The following is a 16,095-nucleotide window of genomic DNA, read 5'->3' as shown; positions in this document are numbered from 1 at the left end:
ACCGCTCCGGGCCTGTGTCAGCGGCGCGGCAGGTAGATCCGCCAGCCGGCAACGGCGACGACGTCGAGCGCGCCCGCTTCGGGGCCGAGGCGCGCGTCCAGCCGGGCCGCCAGCGGCGAGCCGGCGGGCGCCACCCAGGCAGCGTCCGGGTCGGCGGCCACCTCCCGCCGGTACGCGGGCAGCCGGTCGAATCCGGGGCGCAGGTCGTCCTCGACCACGGCGCAGAGCACGTTCTCGCCGGTGGCGTAGGCGAGCCGGTTGCACGTCCAGTAGCCGCCGCGTACGTGCCGGACGCCGAGCGCGCCGAGCGTGTCCACGAGCGAGCGGTGCCGGTCGGCCTCGGCGTGCACGGCGGGCGCCGCCCGGATCACCTCCACTGTGGCCGCCGCGCCGGTCCCGAGCACACCCGCGAGCACCGCCAGCGCCCCGACACCAGCCACCCGGGCTCTCGCCCCGGCCACCCGCTCGCCGATCGCCTTGATCGACTCCACCTCGGGGAGATAGCGGTATCCACCCCCCTCCGATGCCGCCACCTCGGCGAGCTGGCGTTCGGCGGGCCGGTCCGAGGCCGCCACCTCGGCGAACTGGCGCCGCCACGTCAGCCGGCGGGCGGCGAGCGGGCGGGCGGCCTGCCACAGTGGCCAGAGCAGGGCGGGCACGGCGACCGCCAGGCACGACAGGTACCGGCTGCTCTCGATCGGCGTCCGCCCGGCCGCGTTGCTCACCGCGTACGCGGCGAGGACACCGGCCGCGCCGCCGAGCAGCGCCAGCCGCACCCCGGCCGACACCCGCTCCGCCGAGCGCGGACCGCCGGAGGCACGGCGCAGGGTGTGCCACGCGGTGAGCGCGGCGAGCGTCAGCAGCACCGGGAACGCGACGGCCCACCAGAGCTGCCAGGTGGCGCACCGGCCGGGTGAGCAGAAGCCCATCGCCAGCGGCGGCCCGAGCACCAGGCCGCCGTGCAGCCGGTCCGCCCAGTCCGCCGGCGCGCCCGTGCCACCGGCCGCCAGCACCGCGGCCACCGGGTTGCGGCCGTGCCGGATGCTGTCCACGATCATCGGCGCCGCGCCCAGCAGCAGCGCCCCGGCCAGCACCACCCCGGCCCGTCCGGCCAGTTCCCGCCATCGCCACGCCACCAGCAGCGCGCCGAGCGTCAGCACGTACGGCAGGATCAGCGGGTCCACCCAGAGCAGCACCCCGGCGATCAGTCCCCAGGCCGCCCAGCGGGGCAACCGCGCGCCCGGCCCGGCCACGCAGAGCCCGACGGTGAGCAGCGCCAGCGCGGCGCCGGCCGGGTTCAGCTCCGGATAGCCGCCACCGGCGATGAGCTGGTTCTTCACCACCCGGTCCGCGCCGAGCGCCAGCACGGCGACGACCAGCAGGGCGTACCAGCGGTCACCGCCGAGCCGCCGGGTCAGCCGCCAGGACAGCAGCAGGAACAACGCGTACAGCGCCAGCGTGGGCAGCCGCAGCACGAGCACCGACGGCCCGGCCAGCGCGACGAGCGGCGCGGCCAGGTACGCCTCCAGCGTGCCCATGTACGCCTGGCCGTAGAACCAGACCGGGAAGCCGTCACCGCGGGCGATGTGCAGGGCGGCCAGCCCCATCGTCGCCTCGTCGCTGTTTGTGGGCGGCACGTCGGCGAACAGCAGCGCCAGCCGGTAGCCCACAGCAGCGAACCCGACGAGCAGGGCGAGCACCGTCGGCAACGGCAGCCGCCGGGGCGTACGAGGGCGCACGGCTTCGCGTGGCTCCTCGCGTACCCCGGCGGTCATGCCTGTGATCATGGCATCCGGCGGGCGGCCGGCGGCGGGTGACGCGGTCGACGGCCGGCCTCAGCCGGCGACGACGACCTCCTGGCGGGCGGCGAGCGCCTGCTGGTAGAGGCGGCCCGCGCGGTACGACGAACGGACCAGCGGACCGCTCATCACGCCCGCCAAGCCGATCTCCTCGGCCTCCTCACGCAGCTCGACGAACTCCTCCGGCTTGACCCAGCGGGTCACCGGGTGGTGCCGGGGGGAGGGGCGCAGGTACTGCGTGATGGTGATCAGCTCGCAGCCGGCCTCGTGCAGGTCGCGCAGCGCCTGAGACACCTCGGCGCGTTCCTCGCCCATGCCCAGGATCAGGTTGCTCTTGGTGACCAGGCCGTCGGCGCGGGCCTGGCGGATCACGTCGAGCGAACGCTCGTAGCGGAACGCCGGGCGGATCCGCTTGAAGATGCGCGGCACCGTCTCCACGTTGTGCGCCAGCACCTCCGGGCGCGAGCCGAACACCTCGGCAAGCTGCTCCGGCACCGCGTTGAAGTCGGGGATCAGCAGCTCGACACCGCAGCCGGACTGCAGCGCGTGGATCTGCCGGACCGTCTCCGCGTAGAGCCAGGCGCCACCGTCGGGCAGGTCGTCGCGGGCGACGCCGGTGATGGTCGCGTAGCGCAGACCCATCGCGGCGACCGACTCGGCGACGCGCCGCGGCTCGTCGGCGTCGAACTCGGCCGGCTTTCCGGTGTCGATCTGACAGAAGTCGCAGCGGCGGGTGCACTGGTCGCCACCGATGAGGAAGGTGGCCTCGCGGTCCTCCCAGCACTCGTAGATGTTGGGGCAGCCGGCCTCCTGGCACACGGTGTGCAGCCCTTCGCGCGAGACGAGCCCGCGCAACTGGGTGTACTCCGGGCCCATCTTGGCCTTGACCTTGATCCACGGCGGCTTGCGCTCGATCGGCGTCTCGGCGTTGCGCGCCTCGATCCGCAGCATGCGCCGCCCCTCCGGGGCGACCGTCGCGGGGCGCGCGGGCTGCTCAGTCGTCGGCGCGGATTGCTCGATCGTCACAAAACCGAGCGTACGCCGGTCGGCGCCGGTCGATGAACGGCGGGCGACCGCCGTCACCCCGGAATCGCTGTGACACCGGACACGAAGGGCCAAAAATCCCGGTCACACCGCGAGGCGTCCGGTGCTAGCGTGCCGGGCAGAGCTGTGACGGAGCCGAGTAACGGACCGATCCGCCAGTCGAGAGAGCCGCCGGTTGCTGCGAGGCGGTCTGGCGCCGGGCCGCGAAGACCCTCCCGAGCTGCGGGAAGAACAGCGCCTTCGCGCCCAGTAGAGCCCGCCCGGCCGGCCCCGGTGAAAAGGCGACGAACGAGGCTCCCGCCCAGGCGGGGGCGAAGGTGTGGTGGCACCGCGAGGTTCCCGCTCGCCCACACCTCCCTGGGGATCGCGTTGCGATTGGTCAAGGAGGTAGTCGTCGTGCAACGCATCCTGTCCTCTCAACTTCCCGCCCAGGTGGGCTCGACCGTGCGACTCGCCGGCTGGGTCCACCGCCGCCGGCTGCTCAAGTCGGTGGCCTTCCTGGTCCTCCGCGACGGCGGCGGGCTCGCCCAGGTGGTGGTCGCCGCGCCCGCCGTGCGCGCACAGGTCGAGGCGCTCACCGAGGAGACGGTCGTCGAGGTGGTCGGCACCGTGGTCGCGAACCCGGCCGCGCCCGCCGGGGTCGAGGTCGTCGACCCGACGGTACGTCCGCTCGGGCCACCCGCCGTCCCGCCGCCGTTCGACCTGTACCGGCCGGTGCTCACCGCCGGTCTGTCCACCCAGCTCGACCACGCGCCGGTCGCGTTGCGGCACCCGACCCGGTCCGCCGCGCTGCGGATCTCGGCGGCGGCCGTGTCCGGCTTCCGGGCCACGCTCGACGGGCAGGGCTTCGTGGAGGTGCACACGCCGAAGGTGGTCGCCTCGTCCACCGAGAGCGGGGCGAACGTGTTCGCGCTGGACTGGTTCGGCCGCCCGGCCTACCTGGCCCAGTCGCCGCAGTTCTACAAGCAGCTCATGGTGGGCGTCTTCGAGCGGGTGTACGAGGTCGGGCCGGTGTTCCGCGCCGAGCCGCACGACACCGCGCGGCACCTGGCCCAGTACACGTCGCTCGACGTCGAGCTGGGGTTCGTGGCCGACCACCGGGGCGTGATGGCGGTGCTGCGGGACACGCTGGCCGGGATGGTGGCGACAGTCGCCGACCGGGCCGGCGGGGCGCTGGCCACGCTCGGCGTGACGGTGCCGGAGGTGCCTGCCGAGATCCCGGCGGTGCACTTCACCGAGGCGCTGAAGATCGCCGGAGCGCCGGCTGACGAACCCGACCTGGCGCCGGCGCACGAGCGGGCGCTGGGGGAGTGGGCGCTTCGCGAGCACGGCAGCGACTTCCTCTTCGTCACCGGCTACCCGATGGCGAAGCGTCCCTTCTACACGCACCCGGACCCGGCGCGGCCCGCGTACTCGAACGGTTTCGACCTGTTGTTCCGGGGTGTGGAGCTGGTCACCGGCGGGCAGCGGCTGCACCGGCACGCCGACTACCTGGCCGCGCTGGCGGCGCGGGGCGAGCCGGTCGAGCCGTACGCCGGGTACGTGGACGCGTTCCGGCACGGCATGCCGCCGCACGGCGGGTTCGCGATCGGGCTGGAGCGGTTCGTCGCGCGGCTGACGGGCGCGGCGAACGTCCGAGAGGTGACCGCCTTCCCGCGCGACCTGCACCGCCTCACGCCCTGACGGCTGCGGCGCGGCCCGTGCTCCGTGCCGGTCGGAGGCTGCGGCGCGGCCCGTGCTCGTCGGTGTCCTCGTCAGTGCCCTGGCCTGCTGAGGCTGACCACCGAGAGTGAGGAGGGGCTGTGTCGCACTGGGGTGACGCTGGGTGATGGTGCGTTCGGGCTCGCGGGGGTGCCCTCGTCGCTGGGGGAGTGCCCTGAGCAGGGGTTGTGGCGAACGGTCTCCGGGAGGGAGGTATGGGTCTCTGCGCCCTTTGCTCTGCAGCCACTGACGCAGCGATCGACCAGGAGTTACCGCCGCGTAGGCGGCTGCAGAGCAAAGTCCGCGGAGGGGTGTAGGCCTCGGACTCTGGGATGTCACTCACGGTGACTGCTGGTGGGCGGGGCCGGGTCGGCGGCGATCCGGACCCGTCGGCCACCGCGTGCCGAGCGGATGCGCGGTGGCCGAGAGCCGGGCCACAGCGGGGGGAGGGGGACCACAAGCCGGGACCACGGCCGAGCGCGGGACCCACGTGGGTGGGCCGCGGACGGCTCGGGGGGCGCGGAGGGCTAGGGGAGCGGTCAGGCCGGACCGAGCAGGTCCCAGTGGTTGCCGACGATGTCGCGGAAGACCGCGACCCGGCCGTACGGCTCGGTGCGGGGCGGCCGGACGAACTCGACGTCCGCGTCGAGCATCCGGCGGTAGGCCGCGTCGAAGTCGTCGACCTGGAGGAAGAAGCCCACCCGGCCGTGGGTCTGGTCGCCGACCGCGCCGGCCTGGTGCTCGCCGTCGGCGCGGGCCAGCAGCAGGCCGGTGCCGCCGCCCGGTGGGCGTACCACCACCCAGCGCTTGGGCCGGCCGTCGTTGGTCAGGGACGGCTTGTCCTCGGCCAGCTCGAAGCCGAGCACCTCGGTGAAGAACGCGATCGCCGGGTCGTACTCGGTGACGACGAGCGTGACCAGGTCGAGCCGCACCGGGCTCAGACCTGCGTCAGTGTCGGCAGGTGCCGCTCGACCACCGGCAGCACGTCGGCGACGGTGATCGGCCGGCCCAGCTCGGCGGTCAGCGAGGTGACCCCGGCGTCGCGGATGCCGCAGGGCACGATCCGGTCGAAGAAGCCGAGATCGCAGTCGCAGTTGATGGAGAAGCCGTGCAGCGTGACGCCACGGGCGACCCGGATGCCGATCGCTGCCACCTTGCGGGCCGGGCCCCTGTCGTCCTCCGGCACCCACACGCCGGAGCGCCCTTCGACCCGGCCGGCGGCCAGCCCGAACTCGGCGCACACGTCGATCAGCAGTTGCTCGGTGCGCCGAACGTACGCGACTACGTCGACCGGGTCGGGCAGCCGGACGATCGGGTAGCCGACGAGCTGCCCCGGGCCGTGCCAGGTGATCTTCCCGCCGCGGTCCACGTCCACCACCGGGGTGCCGTCCATCGGCCGGTCCCACGGTTCGGTGCGCTTGCCGGCGGTGTAGACGCTGGGGTGCTCCAGCAGCAGCACCGTGTCGCCCTGCTCGCCGGCCACCACCGCCTCGTGCAGTCGGCGCTGCTCGTCCCAGGCGGCCTGGTAGTCGAGCAGGCCGGCGCGGACGGCGGTCAGCCCGGAAGTCGTCACGCTCACCCGTCCAGCCTAGTCCCGCCGTCCGGGAATCGGACCCGTGAACCTCGTCGCGTCAGTCCGGCACCCGCCACAGCCAGACGTCCTCCACCCGCTCCGGCGGACCCAGCAGCGCGGTGGCGGTGCGCCGCAGCGCCTCCTCGTCGACGTCGTACTTGGCGCCGTGCACCCGGTCCGGCAGCACCACCGCCCGCACCCCCCAGTGGCGGAGGTCCGCCCGGGACTCGCGGATGCTGCCGTCGGTGACGATCGGTACGAGGCCGGTCCGGCCGGCCTGGTCCATCAGCGAGTCGAAGGTGCGCGGCACCGGCCCGATCCGGCCCCGGCCCTCCGGGCCGCCCGGCCCGAGGAAGAACCCGGCCGGAATGCGGAACTCACCCTGCCGGTGGGCCAGCGCGTACGCCTGCCAGCGCTGCCCGTCCGGATACACGTCCACGGTCAGTGGCAGCGGGGTCAGCACCCCGTCGGGCGGGACGTAGCGCTGCCAGGCGCCAGTGGTGATGAACTGGGGAATCGGCTCGCGGACGCTGGTGAGCAGCGGGGTGGGCACCAGCGGCAGCAGCGCGACCACGAACCCGAGCGCCCAGGCCACGCCGGTGGCGCGGCGCCGGGGCGGCCGGGCGCGCAGCGCGTCGATCGCGTACGCCAGCAGCAGGCCGATCACCGGCGCGACGACGAGCGCCAGCCGAGACGGCAACGCCGCGTTGATCACCGGCAGGTTGTCCAGCACCCCGAACGGCAGCATCTGGTCGAACCGGCGGCCGTTCCACTTTACGGTCGGCCCCCACGACAGCACCGCGAAGACCACCGCGGTCACCCCGAGCGCCGCGAGCGTGGCCCGGAACGCCCGGTCCGCGCGCCACCACAGCAGCGCGAAGCAGGCGACCGCGAGCAGGAGCAGCGGTACGCCGAAGAACGAGTTCTCCTCCGTCGGGTTGGGCGCCAGCGAGGTGCCCCACCCGGCCCAACCGGCGAGCGATCGGCGCGGGTACGACCCGTACGCCGCGATGTCCTCGGAGTGGATCAGCGGGTCGAAGCCGGTGCCGTGGAACCGCTGCGGCCCGAGGAAGTGCAGCCAGAGCGGGTACGCCAGCAACGCCCCGGCGACCAGCGCTGTGACGCCCAGCCCGGCCGCCATCCGGGGCAGCGCGGCGCGTACCTCCGGCCACCGGGCCGGGTGCAGCGCCCAGACGGCGAGGAACACGCCGAGCGCCAGCGCGGTGAAGAACAGCCCTTCGGCGGCGATCGAGAACGCGGCCGCCACCAGCAGGCCGAGCACGATCCCGCCGGTGACCGCGCGGCCGGGGCGGCGCAGCCGGAACACGCCCCAGATCAGCAGCGGCACCAGCCAGCCGGCGGTCCAGTTCAGGTGCGCGTTGGCGTGCGACACCATCGCCGGGCAGAAGGCGATGAACAGCGCCCCCACGCCGGCGGCCAGCCGGCTGCGCACCAGGTACCGGCTCAGCAGCCAGTACCAGGCCACCGCGGTGGCGGCGAGGTTGAGCGTGAGGATCACCAGGAACGTCGCGGGCGGCCCGATGAGGTACGTCAGCGGCGCGAAGACCGCCGCGTACACGGTGATCGACGTGTTCACCGCGAGGTTCACCCCGTCCGGGACGTTGATCAGCGTGGTGTACAGCGGGTTCTCCCCGTGGGTGAGCGCGTGCCCGCCGAACGCCAGCAGCCACTCGAACAACGCCTGATCACTGGAGTTGACGGTGATGGCGCGGCTGTTGGGGTCACGCCACATGCCGCTGGTGACCCAGAAGGCCAGGGCCAGCGCGGCGAGCGTCACCAGCAGGTCGGCCCGCCGGTCACGGACGTGGGTCGTCGACGGCCCGGTGGCCAGGAACGGGGAGGACGGCACGCAGCGGACGTTACCAACCTGACCTGGGCAGACCGCCCGGACACGAAACTCGCCCGCACACTTCGCCGGTCGTGAATGTGTGAGCGGCGGCCATTCCGGTGTGACGAAACGCGGCCGTAACGTCGCGGCAACCCGGAAGTGACTCAGTTCACATTCCACGATCGGGAGGTCCCCGTGCCCCGCTCCTCATCCCTCATCGCCCGCGTCGCCGGAGCGGCGGCCGGGGTCGTGCTGGCCGCGGCCACCGCGCTGGTCGCCGCCCTCCCCGCCCAGGCCGCCTCGCTCACCCAGGTCACCGGCTTCGGCTCCAACCCCGGCAACCTGGCCATGTACGCGTACCGCCCGGACGGCCTGCCGGCCGGCGCGCCCGCCGTGGTGCTGCTGCACGGGTGCGTGCAGAACGCCTCGACCTACGTCACCAACTCGGGCTGGCAGAAGTACGCCGACCAGTGGAAGTTCACGCTCATCGCGCCGCAGCAGCCCAGCGGCAACAACGCCAACTCCTGCTTCAACTGGTTCGAGACCGGAGACACCGCCCGCGGTCAGGGCGAGGCGCTGTCGATCAAGCAGATGGTCGACTACGCCAAGAGCAACTACGGCACCGCCGCCGCACGCGTGTACGTCAGCGGCCTCTCCGCCGGTGGCGCGATGAGCGCGGCCATGCTCGCCGCCTACCCCGACGTCTTCGCCGCCGGTTCGATCATCGCCGGCATTCCGTACCGCTGCGCCACGAGCACCGTCACCGCGTTCAGCTGTATGAACCCGGGCGTGGACAAGACCCCGGCGCAGTGGGGCGACCTGGCCCGCGGCGCGTACGCCGGCTACACCGGCAAGCGGCCCCGGGTGGCGATCTGGCACGGCACCAGCGACACCACAGTGGCGACCGCCAACGCCGTCGAGTCGCGGGACCAGTGGACGAACGTGCTGGGCGTGTCCACCACCCCGACCAGCACCTCCACGCTGCCGTCCGGCACGAGCCTGGAGGTCTACGGCAACGACCAGGTCCGCCTCTACCGGGTCTCCGGCATGGGCCACGGCACCCCCGTCGACCCGGGTACGGGCGCGGACCAGTGCGGCACCGCCGGGGCGTACTTCCTGGACACCATCTGCTCGACGTACCGGGACGCGCTCTTCTTCGGCCTCGGCGATGGCGGCGCCTCGCCGAGCCCGACCCCGACGGCGACCGCGTCGCCCACCCCGACCGCGTCGCCGTCACCCTCGCCGACCAGCGCGCCGGTCTGCGTCACCGCCAGCAACTACGCGCACGTGGTGGCCGGGCGGGCCTACCAGTCCGGCGGGTACGCCTACGCGCTGGGCAGCGGGCAGCGGATGGGCCTCTACAACACGTTCTACACGAGCACGCTCAAGCAGACCGGGCCCGCGTACTGGGTGATCGGCTGCTGAACCGCAACGCCGCGCCGCCCTCGCGGGCTCACTCCGTGAGGGCGGCGTGCAGCGCGCCCGGCAGGTCCGGATGCGTCCAGGGGAAGCCGGACTTGTCGAGCACGCCCGGCAGCACCCGGGTGCTGGTGAGCGCCTCCTGCGAGAAGCCGCCGAGCACCACCTTCAGCGCCACCGCCGGGATCGGCATGATCGCGGGGCGGTGCAGCTGACGGGCGAGTTCCCGGGTGAACTCGGCGTTGGTGACCGGCGCCGGGCCGACCACGTTGACCGGGCCCGCCACGTCGTCGCGGTCCAGCAGGAACTTCGCCGCGTTCAGCCAGTCCCGCATCGAGATCCACGGCAGCCACTGCCGCCCGTTGCCCAGCTTGCCGCCGACGCCGAGCCGGAACGGCAGGAGTTGCGGCTTGAGCAGGCCGCCGTCGCGGTGCAGCGGCAGCCCGGTGCGCAGCCGCACCACCCGTACGCCCGCGTCCTCGGCCGGCCGGGTCGCGGCCTCCCACACCCGGCAGACGTCGGCGAGGAACCCCTCACCGGGCGGCGCCTCCTCGGTGACCGCGCGGTCACCGGTGTTGCCGTACCAGCCGACAGCCGAGGAGTTCAGCAGCACCGCGGGCCGGTCGGCGGCGGGCAGGCCCGCGATCGTGATGGCGAGCGTGGTGGTGCTGTCCACCCGGCTGGTCCGGATCAGCTTGCGGTACTCGTCGGTCCAGCGCTTGTCGCCAACCCCGGCCCCGGCCAGGTTCACCACCGCGTCGGCGTCGGCGACGCACTGCGGGTCCAGTTGCGCGGCGGACGGGTTCCACTGCCGTTCGGCGGGTGTGCGGGGTGGGCGGCGGACCAGTCGGGTGACCTGGTGGCCGTCCGCGGTGAGGCAGTCGACCAGTCGGGTGCCGAGGAAGCCGGACACGCCGGCCATGAGGATCCGCATGCTCACATCTTCGGACACGGATCCCGATCCGGATGCGTTGAGCGAAATCAATCACTCGTCACGCAACTACTTCCAGCCCTTCACGACCTGGTCGACGGCGTGCGTGAGCCGTTTCCAGCTCTCCAACCGGCCGAGCGGGCCGGACGGCTCCAGGCGATCCAGGAGCTGCCGGCGATGCTCGTTGAACCGGGCCTTGACGACATCGCGGCGTCGTCCGGTCTCGTCCGCCGCCCGGAGTATGCAGTCCGCCAGTCGCGCCTTGGGGTCGCTGATCGACTCCACCTCGTGCACCTTCGGCAGGCCTAGATTCGTTCGCCCTCGGGGATTTCCGGCAACCTGTCGGATCGCGGTCTCGTCGAGCAGCAGCCACGCCTCCGTCATCCGCACGGGGATCACCGGGATCAGTGCCGCCTGGCTCGGGGTGGCGGCGTATGCCGTGGTGATCTCGTGCAGACGCGTCTGGTAGCCGGCGTTGTCGGCGTCCCGGTGGACCACGATCAGGTCGACCGGATCGTGGTTCAACGCCAGGCCGGCGGCGATCCGGGATTCGACATCCTTGGTGACCTTGGAGGACAGCCGTTCGAACTCCGGGGAGCTGAGCATCAGCTCCACCCCACGCTCGTAGAACAGCAACTGGATGTGCTCTGCCAACGGTTGGTCGGAGCTGCCTTCGGCGATGAACAGCCCCGAGTATGTTCGGCTACTCATGCCGACAGACCCGGCGGAATGTGCAGCTGAGTCGCCGGAGGGTTGGTCAGGTAGGCCACCACGTCGGCCTCCGAGAAGGTCGGCTGTCCGGGCTGGGCACGCCAGGAGCTTCGGTACGGCAGAACTGCCAGCGAGCGCACGATGCCCCGCCCGGCCGACGACCGTGGCCGGAGTTGTGCCAGCAGGAGGTCGCTCGGGTCGCAGAGTTGGACGACGCCCGGCGAGTGCGTATTGATGATCACCTGCCGGAAGGGGTTGGCCGTGCCCGGCGACTCCGTCGGATCCACGACGAGGTCGCGGACGAGTTGCACCATGGCGGGCAAGTTCGCCGGATGAATTCCATTCTCCGGCTCCTCCATACAGACGAGTCCGTTGAACTCGGAATCCTCCAGCAGTACGCAGAGCGCCAGGAAGCGAAGGGTGCCCTCGGAGAGGGCTCGAGCCGGAAGACGCAGACCCCCTCGCTCCTGCAGGAACAGAGTGAACGTCTGGCGCACATCGTCGAATTCGACATCGAGCGCCTCGACAGCGAGACCTGTGAGGTCCGACAGGCGCCCCGCGACTCGGGCATAGACCCGCTCCGGGTCGCCCGACCAGTCGGGAGCGTGCGCCACCCGATACAACGTGCTCGGGAGGTGACGCCCGCGCGGACTCATCCTTTCCGGACCGGTCTCGTCGTCAGGTGATCGCAACGCGGACGGTTCCAGTGCCAGCCGGCGCCATCGCTGCATCTCGTGGCGGGCGGCGAGGATGGTCGGATTCTCGGCGGTGATCGTGGTGCTGAGCACGGTCCTGGCGGCGCGGCCGGGAGACCGCGACTTCTCCACGGTGTGCCCGCCCTCGTGGCTATTGATGAAGGCAGCCTGCGCACCGCGCCGATCGGTGGACAGATAGACCGGGTCCCGCCCGCTGCTCAGAATGAGCGAGTCGAGGAACGGGTCGCCGGCCGCGAAACGGAGTCGGGTCTTCGGGTCCTCGACCTGTCGCAGGTCCTCACGGAGCAGATGGAGTCGTCCCCCGCCATGCTCGCCACGCGTCGGTCCGTAACCGAGTGTGACCTCGTAGCGCAGGAACGTCGCCTCTGGACGGGCCCGCTCGCCGAGTTCATCTTCCACCTCGTTCGGCACGATCATTTCCGCGGCGATCCGGATGCGGTGCTCGTTTTGCCGATAGCCGTCCCAGAAGAGGTCGCGGGGGTCGCTGCCGACGGCGTCGGACGTTCCCCGCACCTTCTGCGCGGCCCGGGTCAAGGAATCGGTCGCCAGGTAGGAGAGAAACTCGATGGCGTCGAAAATGTTCGACTTCCCCATGCCGTTCGCGCCGGCGATGCACGTGAAGGGGCCGAAGTCGATGGTGACGTCCAAGAGGTTCTTGAACCCCTGCACCTCCAGCCGAGTCAGCATGGTCAGAGCTTAGTCGCGGGAACGAGCGATGCATCTGAACCCGAACGCAGGTGTGGCGGTCGCGGCTGAGGCCACGACCGCCACACCTGCACAGCGATGTGTCGCAGTCATGTCGAGACGGCGTTCACGGGGCTGGCGGAACGGTGCGCAGGTCGGCGAGCAGCCTTTCCACCTCCGCGAACGCGTCCTGCGGCAGCGGCCCGTACGCGAGCGCGCCGAGGTTCTCCTCGGCCTGCGCGACGGTCCGGCAGCCGGGGATGGGCAGCGTCTGCGGGCTGCGGGCGAGCAGCCAGCCCAGCGCGCCCTGGGCGAGGGTGCGGCCGTCGGCGGTCAGCGCCTCGCGGACCCGGGCCACCCGCTGCGCCCACTCGGCGCGCGGGACACCTCCGGTGAACCAGGGCAGCCATTCGGGGGCCACGCCGCGGACGTCGTCGTCGCCCCGGGCGGCCGGCGTGTCCTGGTACTTCGCGGTGAGCAGGCCCATCGCCAGCGGCCCCCGGTTCAGGGCGGCCAGGTCGAAGTCCGCGCAGACCGCGAGCATGGCCGCGTTGTCCCGCAGCACCGACTGGTCGTGCTGGATCGCCGCGCAGTGCGGTCCCGCCTCGGCGAACGCACGCGCCGAGGCGGGGTCGTCGGTGCTCCAGCCGTACGCCCGGATCTTCCCCTGGGCGACCAGGTCCTCCAGGGTGCCGACGAGGTCCAGTGCCTGCGGCACCGGCAGGCCGCCCAGGTGGAGCTGGTAGAGGTCGACGTGGTCGGTGCCCAGCCGGCGCAGCGAACCCTCCAGGCTGCGCCGGGCGTAGTCCGCCGTGGCGTCCTCGCCCAGGGCCTGCCGGGTCGCCTCGTCGGTGGGGTAGCCGAACTTGGTGGCGATGACCGCGCGGTCCCGGCGGCCGGCGAGCGCGCGGCCGAGCACCCGCTCGCTGTGCCCGGCGCCGTAGTTGCTGGACGTGTCGAACAGCGTCGCGCCCAGCTCCAGGGCCCGGTGGACGGTACGCACCGACTCGTCGTCGTCCACCTCGCCCCAGCCGAGCGGCTGCGTGCCGTCCCAGAGCGGACCGCCGATCGCCCAGCAGCCCACGCCGATCGCGCTGACCTCGATGCCGCTGCGACCCAGCCGTCGTGTCGTCGTCATGGGCACAGTGTTCACTTTCGAGGGTGCTCGAAGTCCAGCGCTTTTCCGGCCAGCCGGGGCAGCAGCGGCGCGAGCGGCGCCACCGCGCCGGCGCGTACCGCGAAGTGGGTGACGCCCCAGCGGCGCTCGTGCCCGGCGACCGCCGCGGCGATCTCGTCGGCGGTGCCGACCAGCGCGAACGGGGTGGCGAGCAGCTCGTCGACGGTGAGGTCGAGCTTCGTGGCGAGCGGCGCCGCGACCGCCTCCGCGTCGTCGGTGACCGCGACGTGCTGGACCAGCGCCTCCAGGACCGGCGGCGTGTCCCGGCCGGCGGCGCCGGCCGCGACGTGGGCGAGCTGCGCCTCGATCTGGTCGGTCCGCCACCTGACCTCGTGCCGGTGGCCGTCGGAGAGGGTACGCCCGAAGCCGGTCAGCCCCACCACGTCGGCGTGCGCCCCGGCCCAGCGCAGCAGCGCCGAGTTCGCGGTGCCGACGGTGAGCGGGATCCGGTCCTGGACCGGTCGGGGCTCCTTGAGGTGGGCGGCGTACACGGCCAGCTCTTCGGTGTCCACAGTGACCTCCTCACCGGCCAGCAGTGCCCGTACCGCCTCGGTCACCGCGACGCAGCGGCGGACCCGGCCGGCCACGTCCGGGCGCTCGCGCCCGACGGCCCGCCACTCGGCCGGGGTGTGCCCGGCGCCGAGGCCGAGCCGGGCCCGCCCGCCGGAGACCACGTCCAGCGTGGCCACGTCGGCGGCGAGCAGGATCGGCTCCCGGACGGCGGCGTTGGAGACGTACGAGCCGAGGCCCAGCGTGCTGGTCACGGCTCCCGCGGCGGCCAGCGCGACGAACGGCGACGCGCAGTCGCCGGGATGGTCGGCGGCGAACAGCGCGTCGAAACCGGCCGCCTCGACGGTGCGGGCCAGCTCGGTCCAGCTCGCCGCGCCGGTGGGATGGGCCTGTACGGAGAAGGTCGCCATCGCCTCAGCATCGGCGCGCGCCGCGTCGCCGGCCACCCCGCACCCGCCGATTCTGCCAACGGCCGAACCGTAAGGAAGGGCCCCTTCTTAACGCCTGAGGAGGTGAAAGGGCCCCTTCTTAACAACACACGTCACGCCGCGTCGAGGCGGGCCAGGCCGGCGGGGGAGAGCCGCGGCGCGGCGGCGCGAACCGGCAGGTTCCACGGAGGCGGCGGGACGCTTGTTCACTCGCCTTCGTCGGGCCGGTCGTGCCAGCGGGCCCGCCAGGCCGCCTCGTGCGCCTCGTGGCTGGCGCGTTCCTCGAAGACCAGCTTGCGCAGAGCCTGCCGGCCCTCGGCGAAGACGATCACCTCGACGGCCACCATGCCGACGGTGATGGCGGTGAGTATGCCCAGCGCGGCCAGCCCCGGGACCCGCTCCGCGACCGGGATGCTCAGGCCGAGCAGCAACGCCGTCGCGACCCGCGTCCAGCTCAGCGTGCGCAGGGTACGCAGCTGGAACAGCATGTTGCCGCAGAGGTAGCAGATCACGCCGCCGAACAGCAGCGGCACGCCGGGACCGTGCGCCGGCTCGCTCGGTGGCACGTTCGGGTCGGCGATCCCGTGCACGATCGTCTCGGCGCCGAGCGCGAACAGGATGATGCCCGCGATCATCGGCAGGAACAGGTACGCGTACGCGTCCCGGGCCATCGCCACCCGGGGGCCGTCCTGCGCGACGTGCAACGCGATCCGGGCGGCCGGCCCGATCATGTCGTAGTGCGCCCACCAGAGCGCGGCGGTGAAGAAGATGCCGAGCACGGCGGCGGCCACGGCCGGCCAGGTGGGCGGCTGGCCGAGCAGATTGCTGCCGACGCCGACCGAGATCACGGACTCGCCCAGCGCGATGATCAGGATCAGGTCGTACCGCTCGGTCCAGTGTTCGGCGGACGCGACGCCCCAGCCCCAGGTGCCGGCGAGTATGCCGGTGCCGTACTGGAGCAGGATGACCACCGCCCACAGCACGTCCCGGAGCACCGCCGCGGAGAACAGGTCGTCGATCCTCGGCGGCAGCAGCGCGGCGACCAGCAGCAGCGCGGTGCTGCCGATCAGCTCCGGGGCGAACCGGAGGAGTTGCCGGCGCTCGTTCGGGCTGTCCCGGATGGCGTGCCGGTACAGCAGCAGGTGGATCAACCGCAGGACGGTGTAGCTGAGCGCCGCGACCATCGGCCCGGCCGCGTTGCCGGTGGGGTCCCGGAACGCCTGCGGCAGGGACAGCGCGAACGTGAACAGCGCGGCCATGCCGACGGTCATGAGCACCGGGACGAAGCCTTCGCCGAGGCGTACCCGGGTGGCGACCACGCTGTGCACGACCCACGACCACCAGAGCACGGCGAGGACCAGCAGCGCGTGCAGCAGCGCCCCGCCGGTCACCTGCAGGGCGGTGGCCCGGGTGATGATGAAGAACGAGAAGACGAAGACCAGGTCGAAGAAGATCTCGAACCGGTCGACGCGGGCGCCGGGGGCCACCGGCACCGCCGGCCCCAGGCGTCCCCGCCAGCGGTACGAGCCCACCGGCCGAGTCTGTCAGCGCAG

Annotated in this window: 13 protein-coding genes; 2 read left to right on the top strand and 11 right to left on the bottom strand. The window is 72.7% G+C overall.

What is annotated here, in order from left to right:
- Nucleotides 1-17: 17 nt before the first annotated feature.
- Both FHU28_RS26195 and lipA read right to left on the bottom strand, forming a co-directional pair.
- Nucleotides 18-1,775 carry a DUF423 domain-containing protein gene (locus FHU28_RS26195; protein WP_260413104.1) on the bottom strand — a complete coding sequence of 586 codons (1,758 nt, stop codon included), beginning with the start codon at nucleotides 1,773-1,775 and terminating at the stop codon, nucleotides 18-20.
- A gap of 60 nt (nucleotides 1,776-1,835) precedes the next feature.
- Entirely contained in the window at nucleotides 1,836-2,882 is a 1,047-nt protein-coding gene (gene lipA, locus FHU28_RS26190; protein ID WP_184687020.1) for a lipoyl synthase, read from the bottom strand.
- Between the two features lie 357 nt (nucleotides 2,883-3,239).
- Between lipA and aspS the strand changes: the two genes are divergently transcribed.
- Entirely contained in the window at nucleotides 3,240-4,526 is a 1,287-nt protein-coding gene (gene aspS / locus FHU28_RS26185) for an aspartate--tRNA(Asn) ligase (RefSeq protein WP_184687018.1), read from the top strand.
- 557 nt (nucleotides 4,527-5,083) lie between these two features.
- Here the strand turns inward: aspS and FHU28_RS26180 are convergent.
- Genes FHU28_RS26180 through FHU28_RS26170 form a run of 3 tightly spaced genes read right to left on the bottom strand, consistent with a single transcriptional unit; the run spans nucleotide 5,084 to nucleotide 7,987 of the window.
- Nucleotides 5,084-5,476, bottom strand: a complete 393-nt coding sequence (locus tag FHU28_RS26180) for a VOC family protein (protein ID WP_184687016.1) — start codon at nucleotides 5,474-5,476, stop codon at nucleotides 5,084-5,086.
- 5 nt (nucleotides 5,477-5,481) lie between these two features.
- The gene (gene lipB / locus FHU28_RS26175; protein WP_030500098.1) at nucleotides 5,482-6,123 is read right to left on the bottom strand and encodes a lipoyl(octanoyl) transferase LipB; all 642 of its coding nucleotides are present in this window, start codon (nucleotides 6,121-6,123) and stop codon (nucleotides 5,482-5,484) included.
- A 52-nt stretch (nucleotides 6,124-6,175) separates the two neighbouring features.
- The gene (locus FHU28_RS26170; protein ID WP_184687014.1) at nucleotides 6,176-7,987 is read right to left on the bottom strand and encodes a DUF6311 domain-containing protein; all 1,812 of its coding nucleotides are present in this window, start codon (nucleotides 7,985-7,987) and stop codon (nucleotides 6,176-6,178) included.
- Nucleotides 7,988-8,161: 174 nt separating this feature from the next.
- On the opposite strand from FHU28_RS26170, the gene FHU28_RS26165 reads away from it, so the two are divergent.
- On the top strand, nucleotides 8,162-9,391 hold the full coding sequence (locus FHU28_RS26165) for an extracellular catalytic domain type 1 short-chain-length polyhydroxyalkanoate depolymerase (protein ID WP_184687012.1): 1,230 nt from the start codon (nucleotides 8,162-8,164) through the stop codon (nucleotides 9,389-9,391).
- A 28-nt stretch (nucleotides 9,392-9,419) separates the two neighbouring features.
- Here FHU28_RS26165 and FHU28_RS26160 read toward each other — a convergent pair whose 3' ends face one another.
- The 6 genes from FHU28_RS26160 to FHU28_RS26135 form a co-directional block, all read right to left on the bottom strand.
- Nucleotides 9,420-10,319, bottom strand: a complete 900-nt coding sequence (locus tag FHU28_RS26160; protein ID WP_184687011.1) for a TIGR01777 family oxidoreductase — start codon at nucleotides 10,317-10,319, stop codon at nucleotides 9,420-9,422.
- 66 nt (nucleotides 10,320-10,385) lie between these two features.
- Nucleotides 10,386-11,027, bottom strand: a complete 642-nt coding sequence (locus tag FHU28_RS26155) for a DUF4276 family protein (RefSeq protein ID WP_184687010.1) — start codon at nucleotides 11,025-11,027, stop codon at nucleotides 10,386-10,388.
- Nucleotides 11,024-12,430, bottom strand: a complete 1,407-nt coding sequence (locus tag FHU28_RS26150; RefSeq protein ID WP_184687009.1) for an AAA family ATPase — start codon at nucleotides 12,428-12,430, stop codon at nucleotides 11,024-11,026. Before FHU28_RS26150 ends, FHU28_RS26155 begins: the two co-directional genes overlap by 4 nt.
- Before the next feature lie 124 nt (nucleotides 12,431-12,554).
- Nucleotides 12,555-13,565 (bottom strand): aldo/keto reductase, encoded by a 1,011-nt coding sequence (locus tag FHU28_RS26145; protein WP_184687008.1) that lies wholly within the window; start codon nucleotides 13,563-13,565, stop codon nucleotides 12,555-12,557.
- An 11-nt stretch (nucleotides 13,566-13,576) separates the two neighbouring features.
- Nucleotides 13,577-14,524 (bottom strand): LLM class flavin-dependent oxidoreductase, encoded by a 948-nt coding sequence (locus FHU28_RS26140; RefSeq protein ID WP_184687007.1) that lies wholly within the window; start codon nucleotides 14,522-14,524, stop codon nucleotides 13,577-13,579.
- 224 nt (nucleotides 14,525-14,748) lie between these two features.
- Entirely contained in the window at nucleotides 14,749-16,074 is a 1,326-nt protein-coding gene (locus FHU28_RS26135) for a low temperature requirement protein A (protein ID WP_184687006.1), read from the bottom strand.
- Nucleotides 16,075-16,095: the final 21 nt, after the last annotated feature.

Source organism: Micromonospora echinospora, from assembly GCF_014203425.1.
GTDB lineage: Bacteria > Actinomycetota > Actinomycetes > Mycobacteriales > Micromonosporaceae > Micromonospora > Micromonospora echinospora_A.
Note: the sequence above shows the minus strand (reverse complement) of the source record. Positions and strands in the feature narration are given on the sequence as shown.

Excerpts from the sequence above, each read along its gene's own strand:
- FHU28_RS26195 (WP_260413104.1), bottom strand. The coding sequence starts at position 1,775 with ATGACCGCCGGGGTACGCGAGGAGCCACGCGAAGCCGTGCGCCCTCGT.
- FHU28_RS26160 (WP_184687011.1), bottom strand. The coding sequence starts at position 10,319 with ATGCGGATCCTCATGGCCGGCGTGTCCGGCTTCCTCGGCACCCGACTG.
- FHU28_RS26155 (WP_184687010.1), bottom strand. The coding sequence starts at position 11,027 with ATGAGTAGCCGAACATACTCGGGGCTGTTCATCGCCGAAGGCAGCTCC.
- FHU28_RS26150 (WP_184687009.1), bottom strand. The coding sequence starts at position 12,430 with ATGCTGACTCGGCTGGAGGTGCAGGGGTTCAAGAACCTCTTGGACGTC.
- FHU28_RS26145 (WP_184687008.1), bottom strand. The coding sequence starts at position 13,565 with ATGACGACGACACGACGGCTGGGTCGCAGCGGCATCGAGGTCAGCGCG.
- FHU28_RS26140 (WP_184687007.1), bottom strand. The coding sequence starts at position 14,524 with ATGGCGACCTTCTCCGTACAGGCCCATCCCACCGGCGCGGCGAGCTGG.